A 16,389-nucleotide genomic window follows, 5' to 3' on the forward strand; every position below is an offset into this window, starting at 1 on the left:
AATGTCCAGAACGCCCCCGATCGAAGTTCAGCCGTTATCCGACGAAACCGACCTGAGCATCGACCCCGACGGGCCGGTTGGCCATGAGGCGTTGCTGCACGAGCTGCACGTCCACCAGATCGAGCTGGAGCTGCAGAACGAGAATCTGCTCCAGACCCAGGTGGCGCTGGAAGCGTCCCGGGACCAGTATCTGGACCTCTACGAACATGCACCGGTTGGCTACCTGACCCTGGGACTCAATGGCCAGATCGACGCCGTCAACCTGACCGGCGCCCAGTTGATCGGCCTGCCGCGGGAAAGCCTGTTGGGGCGGCGCTTCAGTGCGCGTATCGCCGAGCCCGATCTCGATCACTGGTATCGCACCTTTGTGCTGGTGTGCCGTGGCTTCACCCCCCAGGCCTGCGAGCTGACGCTGCTGCGCGAAGACGGATCGCACTGGTATGCGCACCTGGACTGCACCCGCCAGGGAATGGACAACGACGAGGTTCGCGTGAGCCTCACCGACCTCACCGAACGTCGTGCCATCGAAAGCCAGCTGAACCTCGCCGCCAGTGTGTTCACCCATGCCCGCGAGGGCATCATGATCACCGATCCGGACGGCAACATCGTCGAAATCAACGAGGCCTTCAGCAGCATCACTGGTTACTCGCGTGACGAAGTGCTGGGCCGTAATCCGCGCATGCTGGGCTCGGGCATGACCGAGCGCGAACGATTCGCCGAGCTCTGGCATTGCCTGGCCGAACACCACTACTGGCAAGGCGAGCTGTGGAACCGTCGCCGCAACGGCGAAGTGTTCGTTGCCGGGCAGACCATCACGGCCATCTGCGACCCTCTCGGCGGGGTGCGCAACTACGTATCCCTGTTCACCGACATCACGGAGCTGCACGAGCATCGCCGTCAGCTGGAGTATGTGGCCCACTATGATCCACTGACCCACCTGCCCAATCGCGTGCTACTCACCCAGCGCCTGCAGCAGGCAATGGCTCGTACTCAGCGGCAGAACAGCAAGCTGGCAGTTGCCTACCTCGATCTTGACGGCTTCAAGTCGATCAATGACCTGTACGGTCATGAAACGGGCGACCGCGTGCTGGCCCTGGTCGCCCAACGGATGAAGCTGACCCTGCGCGAGGGCTGCGTCCTGTCCCGACTGGGCGGCGACGAGTTCGTGGTGATCATCGCCGACCTCGAAGAGCTGGATGACAGCCTGCCGATCCTCGAGCGTCTGCTGCTGATCGTTTCACAACCGATCCCGGTGGACAGTATCTGCGCCAACGTTTCGGCCAGCATCGGCGTCAGTTATTTTCCGCAGGCGGCCGACATCGGCGGAGACCAGTTGCTGCGCCAGGCCGATCAGGCCATGTACCAGGCCAAGCTGGCGGGCAAGAGCCGCTTTCACGTCTTCGATGCCCAGCATGATCTCGACCTGCGCGGCTACAACGCTCAGCTCGACCGTATCGACCAGGCCTTGCGCGAGCGCGAATTCGTTCTGTTTCATCAGCCCCAGGTGAACATGCGTACTGGCGAAGTGGTCGGCACCGAGGCGTTGATTCGCTGGCAGCACCCGGAGAAAGGTCTGTTGCTCCCCGATGCCTTCCTGCCGCTGATCGAAGGCAACCACCTGTCCGAGGTACTCGGTGAGTGGGTCATCGATAACGCTTTGGTGCAGCTCGAAACCTGGCTGGCCGCCGGTGTGCGGATTCCGGTGAGTATCAACGTCGGCGCCCGCCAACTGCAGCAGCCGGACTTCGTCTCGAGCCTGGAGGCGCATCTGGCCGCCCACCCGAGCGTACCGCCGCAACTGCTGGTGATCGAGATTCTCGAAAACAGCGCCCTGGAAGAGATCGATGGTGTATCGCGGACTATCCGCGCCTGCGCCGCCATCGGTGTGCGCTTCGCCTTGGACGATTTCGGCACCGGCTACTCCTCGCTGAGCTATCTCAAGCGCCTGCCGGTGGCGCAACTGAAGATCGACCGGGTCTTCATCCAGGGCCTGCTCGACGATCCGGAGGACCTCTCCATCCTGCAGGCGATCCTTGGCCTCGCGGAAGCCTTCAAGTGCGAGATCATCGCCGAAGGCGTGGAGACGACCCACCACGGCGCGCGGCTGCTGGAGCTCGGCTGTCTGCTCGGGCAGGGCGCCGGCATTGCCCGGCCGATGCCCGCCGACGAACTGCTCGACTGGTACCAGCGCTGGCAGCGCCGCCCGACCTGGGCAGCGGCGGGCAACTGATCACCGGCAAGTCGACCAGTCGGACGTCGCACCAGCAGCGCCGGCCCAGTATCCTTGCTCACGACTTTCGTGGCCGGACGCCGATCCCATGCATTACCAGAACATCCTCTTCGACCTCGACGGCACCCTCACCGACCCGCGCGAGGGCATCACCCGCTCGATCCAGTACGCGCTCGCCCAGCTAGGCATCGACGAGCCCGACCTGCGCCAGCTCGAACACTTCATCGGCCCGCCGCTGCTGCAGTGCTTCATGAGCACCTACGACTTCGACGAGGCGCGCGCCTGGGAAGCGGTGAACCACTACCGCGTGCGCTTCAAGGACACCGGGCTGTACGAGAACAAGGTATTCGACGGCGTTGGCGAGCTGCTGCAGCTGCTCGGCGGCCAGGGCCGCACCTTGTACATCTGCACCAGCAAGCCGACCGTGTTCGCGGCGGAAATCGCCCGCCACTTCGACTTTGCCCGGCACTTCAAGGTGATCTACGGCAGCGAGCTGGACGGCACCCGCACCAACAAGGTGGAGCTGATCGAGCACCTGCTGGGGATCGAGAAGCTGGACCTGGCGCAGACGCTGATGATCGGCGACCGCAAGCACGACCTGATTGGCGCGCACCGCAATGGCCTGTCCGCTGCGGGTGTTGGCTATGGCTTCGGCAGCCGTGACGAGCTGATGGCGGAAAGCCCGGCGCACTACTTCGCAAGCATGGACGAGCTGCGCGCGGCGTTTGCCTGAGGCTTCTGTACCGGAGCAGCTCGCGAGCAAGCCCCCGCCTACCTATAGGTGCAGAGGAGCTTCCGAATGGGGGTAGGAGCGGATCTTATCCGCGAAATCCCGCGCAGCTGGGACGAAGAGCATCGCGGATAAGATCCGCTCCTACGAAGAGCTGGGACTCAGGCGCGTAACCACTCCCCATGCGGCCCAGCAGATTCCTGTGCCGGAGCGGCTCGCGAGCATGCGCTCACCTGCAGGTGCAGGGGAGCTTCCGAATGGGGGTAGGAGCGGATCTTATCCGCGAAATCCCCACGCAGCTGGGACGAAGAGCATCGCGGATAAGATCCGCTCCTATGAAGGGCTGGGATTCAGGCGCGTAACCACTCCGCCATCCGGCCCAGCAGATTCCTGTGCCTAAGCGGTTCGCGAGCAAGCGCTCACCTGCAGGTGCAGAGGAGCTTCCGAATGGGGGTAGGAGCGGATCTTATCCGCGAAATCCCGCGCAGCCGGGACGAAGAGCATCGCGGATAAGATCCGCTCCTACGAAGGGCTGGGACTCAGGTGCGCAGCCACTCCGCCAGCCGCGCCATCATTTCATCGCATTTGGCCAACTGCTCCAGGCTGACGAACTCGTCCGGCTTGTGGCCCTGGTCCATGCTGCCGGGGCCGCAGACCACGGTAGGAATGCCGGCCTGGTCGAACAATCCGCCCTCGGTGCCGTAGGCGACGGTGGTGAAGTCCCGCGAGCCGCTGAGCAGCGCGATCAACTCGGCGGCCTGCGCCTGCTGGTCGGTGACCAGGGCGGGATAGGCCGACAGCTCGCTGAAACGGATATCCGTCTCGGCTTTCACCGCGCGCATCTTCGGCAGTAGTTCGGTTTCGGCGAAGGCGCGCAGGTCATTGGCGACCTGTTGCGGATCGTCGCTGGGCAGCGCGCGTACTTCGAAATCGAACTGGCACTCGGCGGGCACGATGTTCAGTGCGCGGCCGCCGCTGATCACGCCGGTCTGCACGGTGGAATAGGGCGGATCGAAGCGCGGATCGTGACGCTCCGGTGCGGCCAGGCGGGTGCCGATCTCGCCGAGGCGGCCGATCAGCTTCGCCGCGTACTCGATGGCGTTCACGCCCTGCGGCGCATAGGCCGAGTGGCACGGCGCACCGTGCACCTGGCAGCGCATGGCGAGCTTGCCCTTGTGGCCGAGCACCGGCTTGAGTTCGGTGGGTTCGCCGATGATGCAGACCATCGGCTTGTGCTCGCGGTGCTCCAGCGCGGCGAGTAGCGAGCGCACGCCGAGGCAGCCGACTTCCTCGTCATAGGAGAAGGCCAGGTGCACCGGCAGGCGCAGCGGTTGGGCGAGGAAGGCCGGTACCGCCGCCAGCACGCAGGCGATATAGCCTTTCATGTCCGCCGTGCCCCGTCCGTAGAGACGACCATCGCGCTCGGTCAATTCGAACGGCGGGACCGTCCACGGCTGGCCGTCGGTGGGCACCACGTCGGTGTGGCCGGACAGGCACACACCGCCGCGATCCTGCGGACCCAGCGTGGCGTAGAGGTTGGCCTTGCCGCCTTCGGCGTCGTGGAACAGTTCGCAGGCGATGCCGAAGCCGGCGAGGTAGTCGCGGATGTAGTGGATCAGCGCCAGGTTGGAATTGCGGCTGACGGTGTCGAAGGCGATCAGGTCGGCGAGGATTTCACGGCTGGAAGGCATGGTTGGGTCCTGCTTCAGAGCGTTTTTTGGCGATGCAATACTTTGAATGCCCGGGCGGCTACCCTCTCCCCTGCCCTCTCCCTGAAGGGAGAGGGAGCTGTCAGTACCGGCTGATAGCTCCGTTTCATCCTGCGCCGATCTGTCCCCTCTCCCTTCAGGGAGAGGGTTAGGGAGAGGGGCTCTCACAGGTAAGGCATGGCGTTACTCGTCGCCCGGCACACCGTAGCTCGGTGCCTTGGTCGGGTCGAGGGCGCGCACGAGGTAGTCCTCCAGTTGCGGCTTGTAGGCCACCCAGAGTTTCTCCAGCTCATCGATGGGCGCTTCGTCCGCCCAGTCCACGCGCAGGTCGACGATCGGCCAGACCAGATCGCCCACCACTTTCAGCGCCGCCGAATGCACCGGGCCCGCTTCGCCACCGGCGGCCATCGCCGCCTGCATCGCGGCCAGCAGGCGCTCGGCCAGGCAGCCGTTGGCGCCTTCGAAGGCCTGGGTCATGGCCTCGATCACCGCCGTGGAGGACAGCAGGTTGCCGGCCGCCACGCAGTTCTCACCCGCCACGGCGTTGTACACGCCCAGCGCCTCGCTGCCGGTGAACAGCGCGACCTTGCCGTGCTGGTCGATCACCGTCACCTGGCGGTACTGGCTGTAGCCGTTGCTGGAGAGCGCCTTGTCCAGCGCCGCACCCGGCTCCAGGCCGGCTTCGAGCTGGTCGAGGATCTGCGGGCCGAGGGCCGGCAGCGTGATGTTCTGCGTGGCCACCGCGCCGACGCCGGCGCGTACCCAAGGGCAGCGGGCGCCCACGGCAATGCTCGAGGAGCTGATGGCGATACCCAGTTGTCCGGTTTCGGCGCAGCGGCCGACGATGGAGAAGGTCATGGTGGCTCCTTGCTTGTTCTAATAGCTAAAACGACAAAGGGCGATGCGGAAAATCCGCATCGCCTGCACGCTTGAAAGCGTCACGAGCGAAGGCCAGGCGAGGCGGGGTTGGGCGAGAAAAGCGGAGTTTGCTGTAGCAAATGAGCATTTTCTCGACCGGCCCCAACGCAGCATGGCTAGCGCAGTAGCTTTCAGTCCGGAATGACCGCGATGACATCGATTTCCATCAACCACTGCGGCTGACCAAGGGCCGACACCACCAGGCCGGTGGAGATCGGGAACACGCCCTTCAGCCACTTGCCGACTTCCTGGTACACCGGCTCGCGGTAGCGCGGGTCGATCAGGTAGGTAGTGGTCTTGACGATGTGCGACAGGTCGCTGCCGGCTTCTTCCAGCAGTTGCTTGACGTTCTTCATCGCCTGTTCGGCCTGGGCACGCGGATCGCCCAGCCCCACCAGGTTGCCCTCGAAGTCAGTACCGACCTGGCCGCGCACGTACACGGTGTTGCCGGCACGCACGGCCTGGCAGAGGTCGTTGTCCAGGGTCTGGTTCGGGTAGGTGTCCTTGGTGTTGAACATGCGGATGCGAGTATGGGTAGGCATCTCTTACTCCCAGGATGCGGCTTTCTGAACGGAGGAGCCTTCGCGCTGCGAGGCGTCCTGATATTCGACGTAACGACGTTGGGTGGCGATGTGGCCGGCCACGTGCTTGGCGTCGTGCCAGACGCCCCAGATGAAGGTGGAACCGCGACGGGACAGCCACGGCAGGCCGACGAAGTACACGCCCGGCTCGCGGGACACGCCGCGCTGGTGCTTGGGCTTGCCCTTGTCGTCGAAGGCGTCGACCTGCAGCCAGTTGAAGTCCACGGCGTAGCCGGTGGCCCAGATGATCGCGGTGATGCCGGCGTCGGCGAGGTTCAGTTCCTGGATCGGATTGCGGATGCACTCGGCGTCGGCGTAGACCTTGCGGGCCTCCGGCTCCAGCGGCAGGTCCAGGCCGTTGCGCTCGATATAAGCGTCGGCGGCGTCCAGCAGGCCGAGATAGTTGTCATCGCCGGCTTTCAGGTTGGCCACCAGGTCGTCCTGGAAGGTCACTTTGCCGTCAGCGAAGGACTTGGTCAGGCCGGTGAGGGTGATGCCCTCGTTGGCCAGGCGACGGAAGTCGATGGTCTCGCCGCCACGGGCACCGCTCACGGCGATGGTCACATGCTCGCGGCCTGGCTGTACTTCTTCGGCGTCCCACAGGCCGAGTACGCCCAGCCACCAGACGAAGTCGCGGTTGCGGTAGGAGCGCGGCGGACGGTCATGGGCGCCAACCGAGAGGAAGACCTTCTTGCCGGCGCGGTTCAGCTCGTCGGCGATCTGCACGCCGGAGGAGCCGGCGCCGATCACCAGCACGGCGCCTTCGGGCAACTGCTGCGGGTTGTAATACTTGGCCGAGTGGATCTGGTAGAGGCCTTCGTCCTTCGGCGCGATGGCCGGGATTACCGGGCGCTGGAACGGGCCGGTGGCGGAGACGATGCGCAGGGCGCGAATGGTGCCCTCGGAGGTTTCCACGGTGAAGCCGGGGCGGCCTTCGTTGCGGGTGACCTTCTTCACTTCCACGCCGGTGCGGATCGGCGCGTTGAACTGCTTGGCGTAGGCGACGAAGTAGTCCGCCACCTGCTCCTTGTGCGGGAAGTCGTCCGGGCCGACCGGGAATTCCATGTTCGGGAAGCGGTCGTGCCAGGCCGGGCCGTTGGCTACCAGCGAATCCCAGCGGCCGGTGCGCCAGGCTTCGGCGATGCGGCTCTTTTCCAGCACGATGTGCGGCACGCCCTGTTGGGTCAGGTGCTCGCTCATGGCGACGCCGGCTTGTCCGGCGCCAACGACCAGCGTGTCGATTTCCAGGTTATCAAGCGACTTCTTGCCGAAGGCGCCTGGATTCAGGTCGGTCATGGCTTGCTTCCTCAGACTCTGATCACGTTTGTTCTTGTTGCGGCTAGGGAGGAGGTGTTGGCCGCATTCTGTTCAGAGGCTGTGAATAGCGAAATTATGTTTTTTGTAGTCGCAGGCTAGGGAAAAGCTGCACCCACGCAAACCCCGCGGCCCGCGGGCTGCAGGGGAGGGGCTATAGGATTTTTGGTGGCTGGGGCGACAAATTGGATAGGCAGAATATGCCTTGTGCCCTTTGTGGGAGCGTGGGGGACGCCCAGTCAGTGCTCGCGAACAGAGTCCGCAGCGGCGAGTAAGGCCGAAGCGTTCCGCACGGTCTTGCAGGGGAGTTCGGCGTGTTGCGACAGCCCTCACCCCAGCCCTCTCCCGGGGGGAGAGGGGGCGGACCGAGCCGGGTCGGAATGGAGGTGCTATCCGGCGAGCGCCAAAGGAGCCACGAAACGCCGACCGGTCCCCTCTCCCTCCGGGAGAGGGTTAGGGTGAGGGGCCGCAGGCCTGCCGTGCTCCTGAAAGCGTCAGGCTCAGCGACTCTGCGCCACCGCCTCGAGGAACCGCTCCAGTACCAGGTTCGGCCGGCGGCCCTTGCGGGTCACCACGGTCAGCGGGATGTCGTAGTGGAAACGCTCCGGCCGCAGCGCGCGCAGGCGGCCCTGGGCGACCCAGTCGGCGGCATAGTGGTCGGGCAGATAGCCGATGTAGCTGCCGGTGAGGATCAGGAAGGCCATGCCCTCGCGGTCCGAGGCCGTGGCGCTGCCGGAGAGCTCCTGGTGCCGTTCCTGCGCCTCGGCCGGGATGCGGTAGCTCGGCGCCACCGCGTCGCAGGCATGGATTTCCTGCACGGTGATGCTCGCGTCGTCGCGCTCGAACAGCGGGTGCTCCTGGCTGCAGAACAGCAGCGAGCGCTCCTCATATAGAGAGGAGTACTCCAGCCCCGACAGCGGACTGATGAGCGGCACCACGCCCACATGCAACCGTCCGTCGAGAACCCCCAGTTCGATCTCGTTGGGCGTGGTCATCCCGATATTGATCCGCACGCCTGGCCCGCTGGCCTTCAGCGCCCGCAGGGCGTGGGTGATACGCATCTGCGGCAGGGTCACCAGGTTGTTGATGATGCCGATGTTCAGCTCGCCGCGCAGGTGCTGGTGCAGCTCGTTGACCTCGGCGCGGAAGCCTTCCAGCGCCGCCAGCAGCGACTGGGTCGCGCGGTACACCTCGCGGCCCTCGTCGGTCAACGCGAAGCCCGCCCGGCCGCGCTGGCACAGGCGCATGCCCAGGCGCTTCTCCAGGTCGCCCATGTGCAGGCTGATGGCCGAGCGGCTGATACCCAGCGTGCTCTCGGCGGCCGAGAAGCTGCCGCACTCGACTATCGTTTTGAAGATGCGCAGCAGGCGGATCTCGAAGTCGCTGACCTGGCCCAGGGAAGGCGCTCGTTGTTTCGCCATTTTAGTTTTACCAATCCGAAACTGAACGTAAGAAGAATAAGCTTTAACTCACGTTAAGTCAGGCCCAATCTAGTCCCATCGCACCAGGCCCACCGCGGCCTGCGCGCCCAACAAGACTGTCTTCGAGGACAAGCTGCATGAACCAGCAAGTGAACGTCACCCCGTCGGTGGCCAGCGAACTGAACCTGAAGGCCCACTGGATGCCCTTCAGCGCCAACCGCAACTTCCATAAAGACCCGCGCATCATCGTCGCCGCCGAAGGTAGCTGGCTGGTGGACGACAAGGGCCGCAAGATCTACGACAGCCTGTCGGGCCTGTGGACCTGCGGCGCCGGTCACTCGCGCAAGGAAATCGCCGACGCGGTCGCCAAGCAGCTGACCACCCTCGACTACTCCCCGGCCTTCCAGTACGGCCACCCGCTGTCCTTCAAGCTGGCCGAGAAGATCACCCAGCTGACCCCGGCCGGCCTCGACCACGTGTTCTTCACCGGCTCGGGCTCCGAGTGCGCCGACACCTCGATCAAGATGGCCCGCGCCTACTGGCGCCTGAAAGGCCAGGCGCAGAAGACCAAGCTGATCGGTCGCGCCCGTGGCTACCACGGCGTGAACGTCGCCGGCACCGCCCTGGGCGGCATCGGTGGCAACCGCAAGATGTTCGGCCAACTGATGGACGTCGACCACCTGCCGCACACCCTGCAGCCGGGCATGGCCTTCACCAAGGGTATGGCCGAGACTGGCGGCGTCGAGCTGGCCAACGAACTGCTGAAGCTGATCGAGCTGCATGACGCGTCCAACATCGCCGCCGTCATCGTCGAGCCGATGTCCGGTTCCGCCGGCGTGCTGGTTCCGCCGAAGGGCTACCTGCAGCGCCTGCGCGAAATCTGCGACCAGCACAACATCCTGCTGATCTTCGACGAAGTGATCACCGCCTTCGGCCGCATGGGCAAGGCCACCGGCGCCGAGTTCTTCGGCGTGAAGCCGGACATCATGAACGTCGCCAAACAGGTCACCAACGGCGCCATTCCCATGGGCGCGGTGATCGCCAGCAGCGAAATCTACGACACCTTCATGGGCCAGAACCTGCCGGAATACGCCGTCGAGTTCGGCCATGGCTACACCTACTCCGCGCACCCGGTCGCCTGCGCCGCCGGTCTCGCCGCGCTGGACCTGCTGGAAAAAGAAAACCTGATCCAGCAGTCCCTGGAACTGGCTCCGCACTTCGAGAAGGCCCTCCACGGCCTGAAAGGCGCGAAGAACGTCGTCGACATCCGCAACTGCGGCCTGGCCGGCGCCATCCAGATCGGCGCCCGTGACGGCGACGCCATCGTGCGTCCGTTCGAAGCCAGCATGAAGCTGTGGAAAGAAGGTTTCTACGTGCGCTTCGGCGGCGACACCCTGCAGTTCGGCCCGACCTTCAACGCCAAGCCCGAGGACCTGGACCGCCTGTTCAGCGCCGTCGGCGACGCCCTCAACGGGGTGGCGTAAGTGAGCGAGCGTCCGAAGGCCGTCCCGACGGTACAGATCGACAACGACAAGGTCCTGGTCACCGAGTGGCGCTTCGCCCCCGGTGCCGAGACCGGCTGGCACCGCCACGGCATGGAATACGTCGTGGTCCCGGTGACCGGCGGCGAGCTGCTGCTGGAAACCCCCGAGGGCGAGCGGCGCGCGCCGCTGGTCCTGGGCCAGAGCTACACCCGCCAGATCGGTACCGAGCACAACGTGATCAACCCGTGCGATCACGAAGTGGCCTTCATCGAGATCGAGCTCAAGGACGGGCAGCCGCACGCCCACTGAGCGCGCGGGCCCGCAAGAAGGCGTCGCCGACCGAGTCATCTTAGAGTGGCCGCCGGCGTGCCTTGCCGCCCACGCTTCATACCGAACAATCCCCTCTCCCTCTGGGAGGGGGCTAGGGTGAGGGGCTCTTGTAAGAGCCCCGCCCCACACTTTCAGCGAGAAGAGACTTCCCATGACCACCGTCAAGCACCTGATCGGCGGCGAAATGATCGCCGACACCGGCCGCACCGCCGACGTCTTCAACCCGTCCACCGGCGAAGCCATCCGCAAGGTTCCGCTGGCCAGCCGCGAAACCGTGCAGCAGGCCATCGACGCCGCCAAGGCCGCCTTCCCGGCCTGGCGCAACACCCCGCCGGCCAAGCGCGCCCAGGTGCTGTTCCGCTTCAAGCAACTGCTCGAAGCCAACGAAGCGCGCATCAGTCAGCTGATCAGCGAAGAACACGGCAAGACCCTGGAAGACGCCGCCGGTGAGCTCAAGCGTGGTATCGAGAACGTCGAATACGCCAGCGCCGCCCCGGAAATCCTCAAGGGCGAATACAGCCGTAACGTCGGCCCGAACATCGACGCCTGGAGCGACTTCCAGCCGATCGGCGTGGTCGCCGGCATCACCCCGTTCAACTTCCCGGCCATGGTGCCGCTGTGGATGTACCCGCTGGCCATCGCCTGCGGCAACACCTTCATCCTCAAGCCGTCCGAGCGTGACCCGAGCTCGACCCTGCTGATCGCCGAACTCTTCGAAGAAGCCGGCCTGCCCAAGGGCGTGCTGAACGTCGTGCACGGCGACAAGACCGCCGTCGACGCACTGATCGAGGCCCCGGAAGTCAAAGCCCTGAGCTTCGTCGGTTCGACCCCGATCGCCGAGTACATCTATTCCGAAGGCACCAAGCGCGGCAAGCGCGTACAGGCCCTGGGCGGCGCCAAGAACCACGCCGTGCTGATGCCCGACTGCGACCTGGACAACGCCGTCAGCGCCCTGATGGGTGCGGCCTACGGCTCCTGCGGCGAGCGCTGCATGGCCATCTCCGTGGCTGTGTGCGTGGGCGACCAGATCGGCGACGCGCTGGTCGAGAAGATCGTTCCGCAGATCAAGGCCCTGAAAATCGGCGCCGGCACCTCTTGCGGCCTGGACATGGGCCCGCTGGTCACTGGCGCGGCGCAGGCCAAGGTCACCGGCTACATCGACACCGGTGTGGAGCAGGGCGCCCAGCTGCTGGTCGACGGCCGCAACTACAAGGTTGCCGGTCACGAGAACGGCTTCTTCGTCGGCGGCACCCTGTTCGACAAGGTGACCCCGGACATGACCATCTACCAGGAAGAAATCTTCGGCCCGGTGCTGTGCATCGTGCGCGTGAACAGCCTGGAAGAAGCCATGCAGCTGATCAACGACCACGAATACGGCAACGGCACCTGCATCTTCACCCGCGACGGTGAAGCGGCCCGCCTGTTCTGCGACGAGATCGAAGTCGGCATGGTCGGCGTCAACGTACCCCTGCCGGTACCGGTGGCCTACCACAGCTTCGGCGGCTGGAAGCGTTCGCTGTTCGGCGACCTGCACGCCTACGGCCCGGATGGCGTGCGCTTCTACACCAAGCGCAAGGCCATCACCCAGCGCTGGCCGCAGCGTAAGTCGCACGAAGCGGCGCAGTTTGCCTTCCCCAGCAATGGCTGATGGTGAATAAGCGTTAAGAAAAAGGCCGGTCTATTGACCGGCTTTTTTATTTTTTGACTTCTTCTCGATCACCCAAGATGGAATGTTTCCTATTGTTGGGGCTTGATTCCGGCGCGCGTGTAGGAGCGAGCTTGCTCGCGAACCGCCCAGCGCCGGTCTCTCCCTGTAGGAGCGGACCTTGTCCGCGATCGCGCGCATGGCGCGCTCCTACAGGTTGGAGCCGGTGCTTGGGTGTTGTTGGCGTGCCATCTAGGTGTTCCAGCGCCGCTTCGGCGTGCGCGTGGACTTCCTGTTTCGCCCCCTCGGGCGAGCCGCTTTCTCAAACGACGGATGGCCGCCCCCAAGAAAGTAACCAAAGGGCTTGCCCCTCCCGTCTGGTTTTTCGCTTAGGCGAAAAATTCCCCCGTTGAATCGAAGTTTCAACGAGGCCTCCTGAACGGGGCAGTTCGGAGTGCGCGGGTGTTTTTCTGGAAGTCTTTAAGAGCCAGAGCCAAGACGTAGGGCGGATAACCCGGAACGGGTTATCCGCCGCTCGCTGTCTTCTGCTGGCGAGTCCGTGCTCGTGCCGCCCCTCACCCCAGCCCTCTCCCCAGGGAGAGGGAGCTGTCCGTGCCGGCTGACACTTTGGTTCCATCCTGCTCCGAACGGTCCCCTCTCCCTCTGGGAGAGGGTTAGGGTGAGGGCCGATCCGGGCACGGAACCATTGGGTAGCGGACTCTGTTCGCGAGTGGCCCGTCGAGCGCTGCGTTGGGTGGGTTCGCGAGCAAGCTCGCTCCTACACGGAGTGGCGATCAGCCCAGATGCTTCTTCAGGTAGATGCGCTGGTGTCCCGGCGGGCAATCCTCGAGCACGCCCATGCGCTCGAAGCCCTGTTTCTCGTAGAAGCCGGGAGCCTGGAAGCTGTAGGTGTAGAGGAACAGGCCAACGCAGCCACGGCGGCGGGCTTCGTCTTCGGCGAGGGCGATGAGCTGGCTGCCCAGGCCGCTGCCACGCTGGTCGTTCTGCAGCCAGAGATAGTCGATGTACAGCCAGCCCATGCCGGATTGGCCGAACATGCCGCCGACCACTTCGCCGTCTTCGCTGCGGGCGTAGAGCTCGAAGTCGTCGTAGGTGTTGCTGCGGCCCATCTGCCCGAGGTTGTAGGCGAGCAGGCCCTTGACCACGACGTCGCGCGCCTGCGGGTCGATGCCGAGGGTGAAATTGAATTGGCTTTGCATGATGCCCTCCGGATTGGCGAAGGCACCCAGTCTAGGGAGATGCTGTCGCGATGGGTAGGTGCCTTGGGTAGCGGCGGGCGTGCAGCGAAGAACCGCGCGGAAAGGAGCATCGTTCAGAGCGGCTCCTTGCGCGGGTATCGATCAGTTGAAGCTGCGCCGGTCCTCAGCGCGCCGCGCTCACATTGCGCACGTAAAGGTCCTTGCCGCCGGTACCGCTGGTGCCGCGTGCCTGCAGTTCGAAGCGCTTGGGATGGCCCTTGATCAGGTCGCTGAGCTTCTTGAAACCGTACAGGCGCGGATCGAACGCAGGCTGCAGCTTGCTGATGTTCTGGCCCAGCGCGCCCAGCTGGACCCAGTCGTCATCGTCGCCGTCGATGTCGTCGAGCACCTTGGCGATGAAGTCCAGCGGCACTTTCTGCGATTTGGGTTTGGCGGCGGGCTTGGGCGTGTCGTTGGCGCTCGGAGCGGCAGTCTTGTCGGTGACGGGTACCGGCTCGACGGAGGTTTCGGGCGTGGCGCGCAGGATCTCGGTGTAGATGAACTTGTCGCAGGCGGAGACGAACGGCTTGGGCGTTTTCTCCTCGCCGAAGCCGTAGACGGTCAGCCCTTCCTCGCGCAGGCGCGCGGCCAGGCGGGTGAAGTCGCTATCGCTGGAGACCAGGCAGAAGCCGTCGAAGCGGCGGGTGTAGAGCAGGTCCATGGCGTCGATGATCAGCGCGCTGTCGGTGGCGTTCTTGCCGCTGGTATAGGCGAACTGCTGCATCGGCTGGATGGAGTGATCCAGCAGCACCTGCTTCCATTTGCCCAGATTGGGCTTCGTCCAGTCGCCGTAGATGCGCTTGACGCTGGCGACGCCGTACTTGGCGATCTCCTCGAACAGGCCTTCGACGATGGCGGCGGGGGCGTTGTCGGCGTCGATCAGGACGGCGAGGTGCGTCTGCTGTCGCGGAGCGGAGGATTTGGTGGCCATGCTGCATCCTTTCCTTGCGGTCCTCGGACCTTAATCGGATTGGGCTCGGGATACCACCTGTGTGAACGCGTGCTCGCGCCGGCGCCCGTTCAGCCGGTGGCGAACTCGCACTTGTCACGCCCGCTGCGCTTGGCGTCCAGCAGGGCCGCATCGGCGCGGCTGAGGGTCTGGGAGTAGCTCTCGCCCGGGTGGTGCTCGGCGACGCCGAAGCTCGCGGTGACGGAGAGTGCGTCGGTGCCCACGCGTACCGCCAGGCAGCGGATATCGTTGCGCACCCGCTCGATGATCGCGGTAGCGTCGGCCAGGCGGGTTTCCGGCAGGATCAGCAGGAATTCCTCGCCACCCCAGCGGCCGCAGAGGTCGTACTGGCGCAGGGCGGACTCCATGGCGCGGCCGATTTCCACCAGTACGCGGTCGCCCACTTCGTGGCCCCAGGTGTCGTTGACCAGCTTGAAGCGGTCGACGTCGAGCATGGCCAGTACGTACGGCTCGCCGTGGCGCTGGGCGCGTTCGCTTTCCTCGCGCAGGCGCTCCATGAGCAGGCGGCGGTTGGCGATGCCGGTGAGGGTGTCGTGGGTCGAGGCTTCCTTCAGCGCGACGTTGAGGTCACGCATCATGTCCTGGTAGCGGTCGGAGATGCGCGCCACCTTTTCCAGCTGGCGCAGCTGCTTGTGGTAGCGCTCGGAGAGGGTGCTGTTCTGCGCCCGCGCCATGGACTGGAAGCCGTCGGAAATCCGCGCGATGCGCTCCAGGCGCGCGAGCTGGTCGAGGGATTGCTGGTGCTTTTCGTACAGGGCCTCGCGCAGGGGATGCCCTTCGTACTGGGGGTCGGCCAGCAGCTCTTCGATCAACAGGTCCAGCTCGCGCTCGCTAGTCATGGCTGTTACTCGTCGTAGGCTTGGATGACGAACGGGAAGGTACAGTCCTCGCGGAATTCCTCGGCCAGTTCGGCGACGCGCTCGTTGCGGCGGTCGTAGTGCCACGCCACGCTGGCGGCACGGCCTTCGCGGTGGGCTTCTTCGAGCAGGTCGAAGATGTCCATCATCGCCTTGATCGAGCTGGTGTTGAGGTACAGCAGGCGCAGGTCGAGTTCCAGCGGGCGCTGTTCCTGGGTGAGGAAGCGCTCGACCCATTCGATCACCTGGCCGAACAGTTCGTAGGAGTTCTCCGGGTAGGAGTCGCCCTGCATCGCCAGGATGCCGGCCTGCCAGTCGCCGTGGATCTGTGGGGTGGATTGGGTGCCGTTGACGTGTAGATCGCTCATGTCGGGTCTTCCTGAATTCGCAAGATCAGATCACGGCGCGCAGGCTGAAGAAGGCGCGACCGTCGGGTTGTTCGGTGAGGGAGGTCTGCAGTGGCGCGCTGGATTTGCGGGCGATGTCCAGCAGGCCCAGGCCCGCGCCGGTGGATGCCTCGGCGTCGCGCGGGCGGCGCAGCTGTTCCTTGTAGGCGGCCTTGAGCTGGGCCTTGTCCAGCCCGGCGATGCCTTCGATGCTGCGCACCAGGCCCTGGCCGTCGGCCAGTTCCACCAGGTTGCCGGCGGAGACCACGTAGTGGCCTTCATCGTCGCGGGCGATGGCCACGGTGGCGGAGGCCTCCTGGTCGTTGTAGCCGCGCAGGGTGGCGTAGTGACGGATGTTCTGGGTCATCTCGATGTAGACGGCGAACACGTCCATCGCTTCGCTGGGGTGCGCCTGTTCGGCCTGCATGTAGTTGCGCAGGGCGTGGCCGATTTCCTCGATCAGGCTGCGCGAGATGGGCCCGTTGAAGCAGAGCAGGATGCGTTGCCGGGTGTAGCTCTCGCGCATGGCCAACAGATCTAGCGATTCCATGGAAT

The 16,389-nt window shown here is 64.9% G+C and carries 15 protein-coding genes; 5 read left to right on the plus strand and 10 right to left on the minus strand.

What is annotated here, in order from left to right; translation table 11 throughout:
- Window position 1 precedes the first annotated feature (1 nt).
- Complete coding sequence (locus JVX91_RS05950; protein WP_205338428.1) at window positions 2–2,230, plus strand: GGDEF and EAL domain-containing protein; 2,229 nt, start codon at window positions 2–4, stop codon at window positions 2,228–2,230.
- 88 nt (window positions 2,231–2,318) lie between these two features.
- The gene (locus tag JVX91_RS05955) at window positions 2,319–2,963 is read left to right on the plus strand and encodes an HAD family hydrolase (RefSeq protein ID WP_205338429.1); all 645 of its coding nucleotides are present in this window, start codon (window positions 2,319–2,321) and stop codon (window positions 2,961–2,963) included.
- 536 nt (window positions 2,964–3,499) lie between these two features.
- Here JVX91_RS05955 and argE read toward each other — a convergent pair.
- The 5 genes from argE to JVX91_RS05980 form a co-directional block, all read right to left on the minus strand.
- A complete protein-coding gene (argE, locus tag JVX91_RS05960; protein WP_205338430.1) occupies window positions 3,500–4,651 on the minus strand; it encodes an acetylornithine deacetylase in 1,152 nt (383 codons plus the stop codon).
- Window positions 4,652–4,852: 201 nt separating this feature from the next.
- Window positions 4,853–5,527: a DUF1028 domain-containing protein gene (locus JVX91_RS05965; protein WP_205338431.1), complete on the minus strand. Its 675-nt coding sequence runs from the start codon at window positions 5,525–5,527 to the stop codon at window positions 4,853–4,855.
- A gap of 191 nt (window positions 5,528–5,718) precedes the next feature.
- A complete protein-coding gene (locus JVX91_RS05970; protein WP_015474916.1) occupies window positions 5,719–6,129 on the minus strand; it encodes a RidA family protein in 411 nt (136 codons plus the stop codon).
- A 3-nt stretch (window positions 6,130–6,132) separates the two neighbouring features.
- A complete protein-coding gene (locus JVX91_RS05975; RefSeq protein WP_205338432.1) occupies window positions 6,133–7,464 on the minus strand; it encodes an NAD(P)/FAD-dependent oxidoreductase in 1,332 nt (443 codons plus the stop codon).
- Between the two features lie 518 nt (window positions 7,465–7,982).
- A complete protein-coding gene (locus tag JVX91_RS05980; protein WP_205338433.1) occupies window positions 7,983–8,903 on the minus strand; it encodes a LysR family transcriptional regulator in 921 nt (306 codons plus the stop codon).
- Between the two features lie 137 nt (window positions 8,904–9,040).
- Here JVX91_RS05980 and JVX91_RS05985 point away from each other — a divergent pair, with 137 nt between their 5' ends.
- From JVX91_RS05985 to JVX91_RS05995, 3 genes are all read left to right on the plus strand, one after another.
- Window positions 9,041–10,387 (plus strand): aspartate aminotransferase family protein, encoded by a 1,347-nt coding sequence (locus tag JVX91_RS05985; protein WP_205338434.1) that lies wholly within the window; start codon window positions 9,041–9,043, stop codon window positions 10,385–10,387.
- Window positions 10,388–10,696 (plus strand): cupin domain-containing protein, encoded by a 309-nt coding sequence (locus JVX91_RS05990; protein ID WP_205338435.1) that lies wholly within the window; start codon window positions 10,388–10,390, stop codon window positions 10,694–10,696.
- Between the two features lie 172 nt (window positions 10,697–10,868).
- Window positions 10,869–12,365 (plus strand): CoA-acylating methylmalonate-semialdehyde dehydrogenase, encoded by a 1,497-nt coding sequence (locus JVX91_RS05995; protein WP_205338436.1) that lies wholly within the window; start codon window positions 10,869–10,871, stop codon window positions 12,363–12,365.
- A gap of 791 nt (window positions 12,366–13,156) precedes the next feature.
- Here the strand turns inward: JVX91_RS05995 and JVX91_RS06000 are convergent.
- From JVX91_RS06000 to siaB, 5 genes are all read right to left on the minus strand, one after another.
- On the minus strand, window positions 13,157–13,582 hold the full coding sequence (locus JVX91_RS06000) for a GNAT family N-acetyltransferase (RefSeq protein ID WP_205338437.1): 426 nt from the start codon (window positions 13,580–13,582) through the stop codon (window positions 13,157–13,159).
- A gap of 163 nt (window positions 13,583–13,745) precedes the next feature.
- Entirely contained in the window at window positions 13,746–14,552 is an 807-nt protein-coding gene (locus JVX91_RS06005) for an NYN domain-containing protein (protein WP_205338438.1), read from the minus strand.
- An 89-nt stretch (window positions 14,553–14,641) separates the two neighbouring features.
- The gene (siaD, locus tag JVX91_RS06010) at window positions 14,642–15,430 is read right to left on the minus strand and encodes a biofilm regulation diguanylate cyclase SiaD (RefSeq protein WP_205338439.1); all 789 of its coding nucleotides are present in this window, start codon (window positions 15,428–15,430) and stop codon (window positions 14,642–14,644) included.
- A gap of 5 nt (window positions 15,431–15,435) precedes the next feature.
- Complete coding sequence (gene siaC, locus JVX91_RS06015) at window positions 15,436–15,816, minus strand: biofilm regulation phosphoprotein SiaC (protein WP_205338440.1); 381 nt, start codon at window positions 15,814–15,816, stop codon at window positions 15,436–15,438.
- Between the two features lie 25 nt (window positions 15,817–15,841).
- Complete coding sequence (gene siaB / locus JVX91_RS06020; protein WP_205338441.1) at window positions 15,842–16,384, minus strand: biofilm regulation protein kinase SiaB; 543 nt, start codon at window positions 16,382–16,384, stop codon at window positions 15,842–15,844.
- Window positions 16,385–16,389: the final 5 nt, after the last annotated feature.

The sequence above is a fragment of the Pseudomonas sp. PDNC002 genome (genome assembly GCF_016919445.1).
In the GTDB taxonomy this organism is placed as follows: Bacteria; Pseudomonadota; Gammaproteobacteria; order Pseudomonadales; family Pseudomonadaceae; genus Pseudomonas.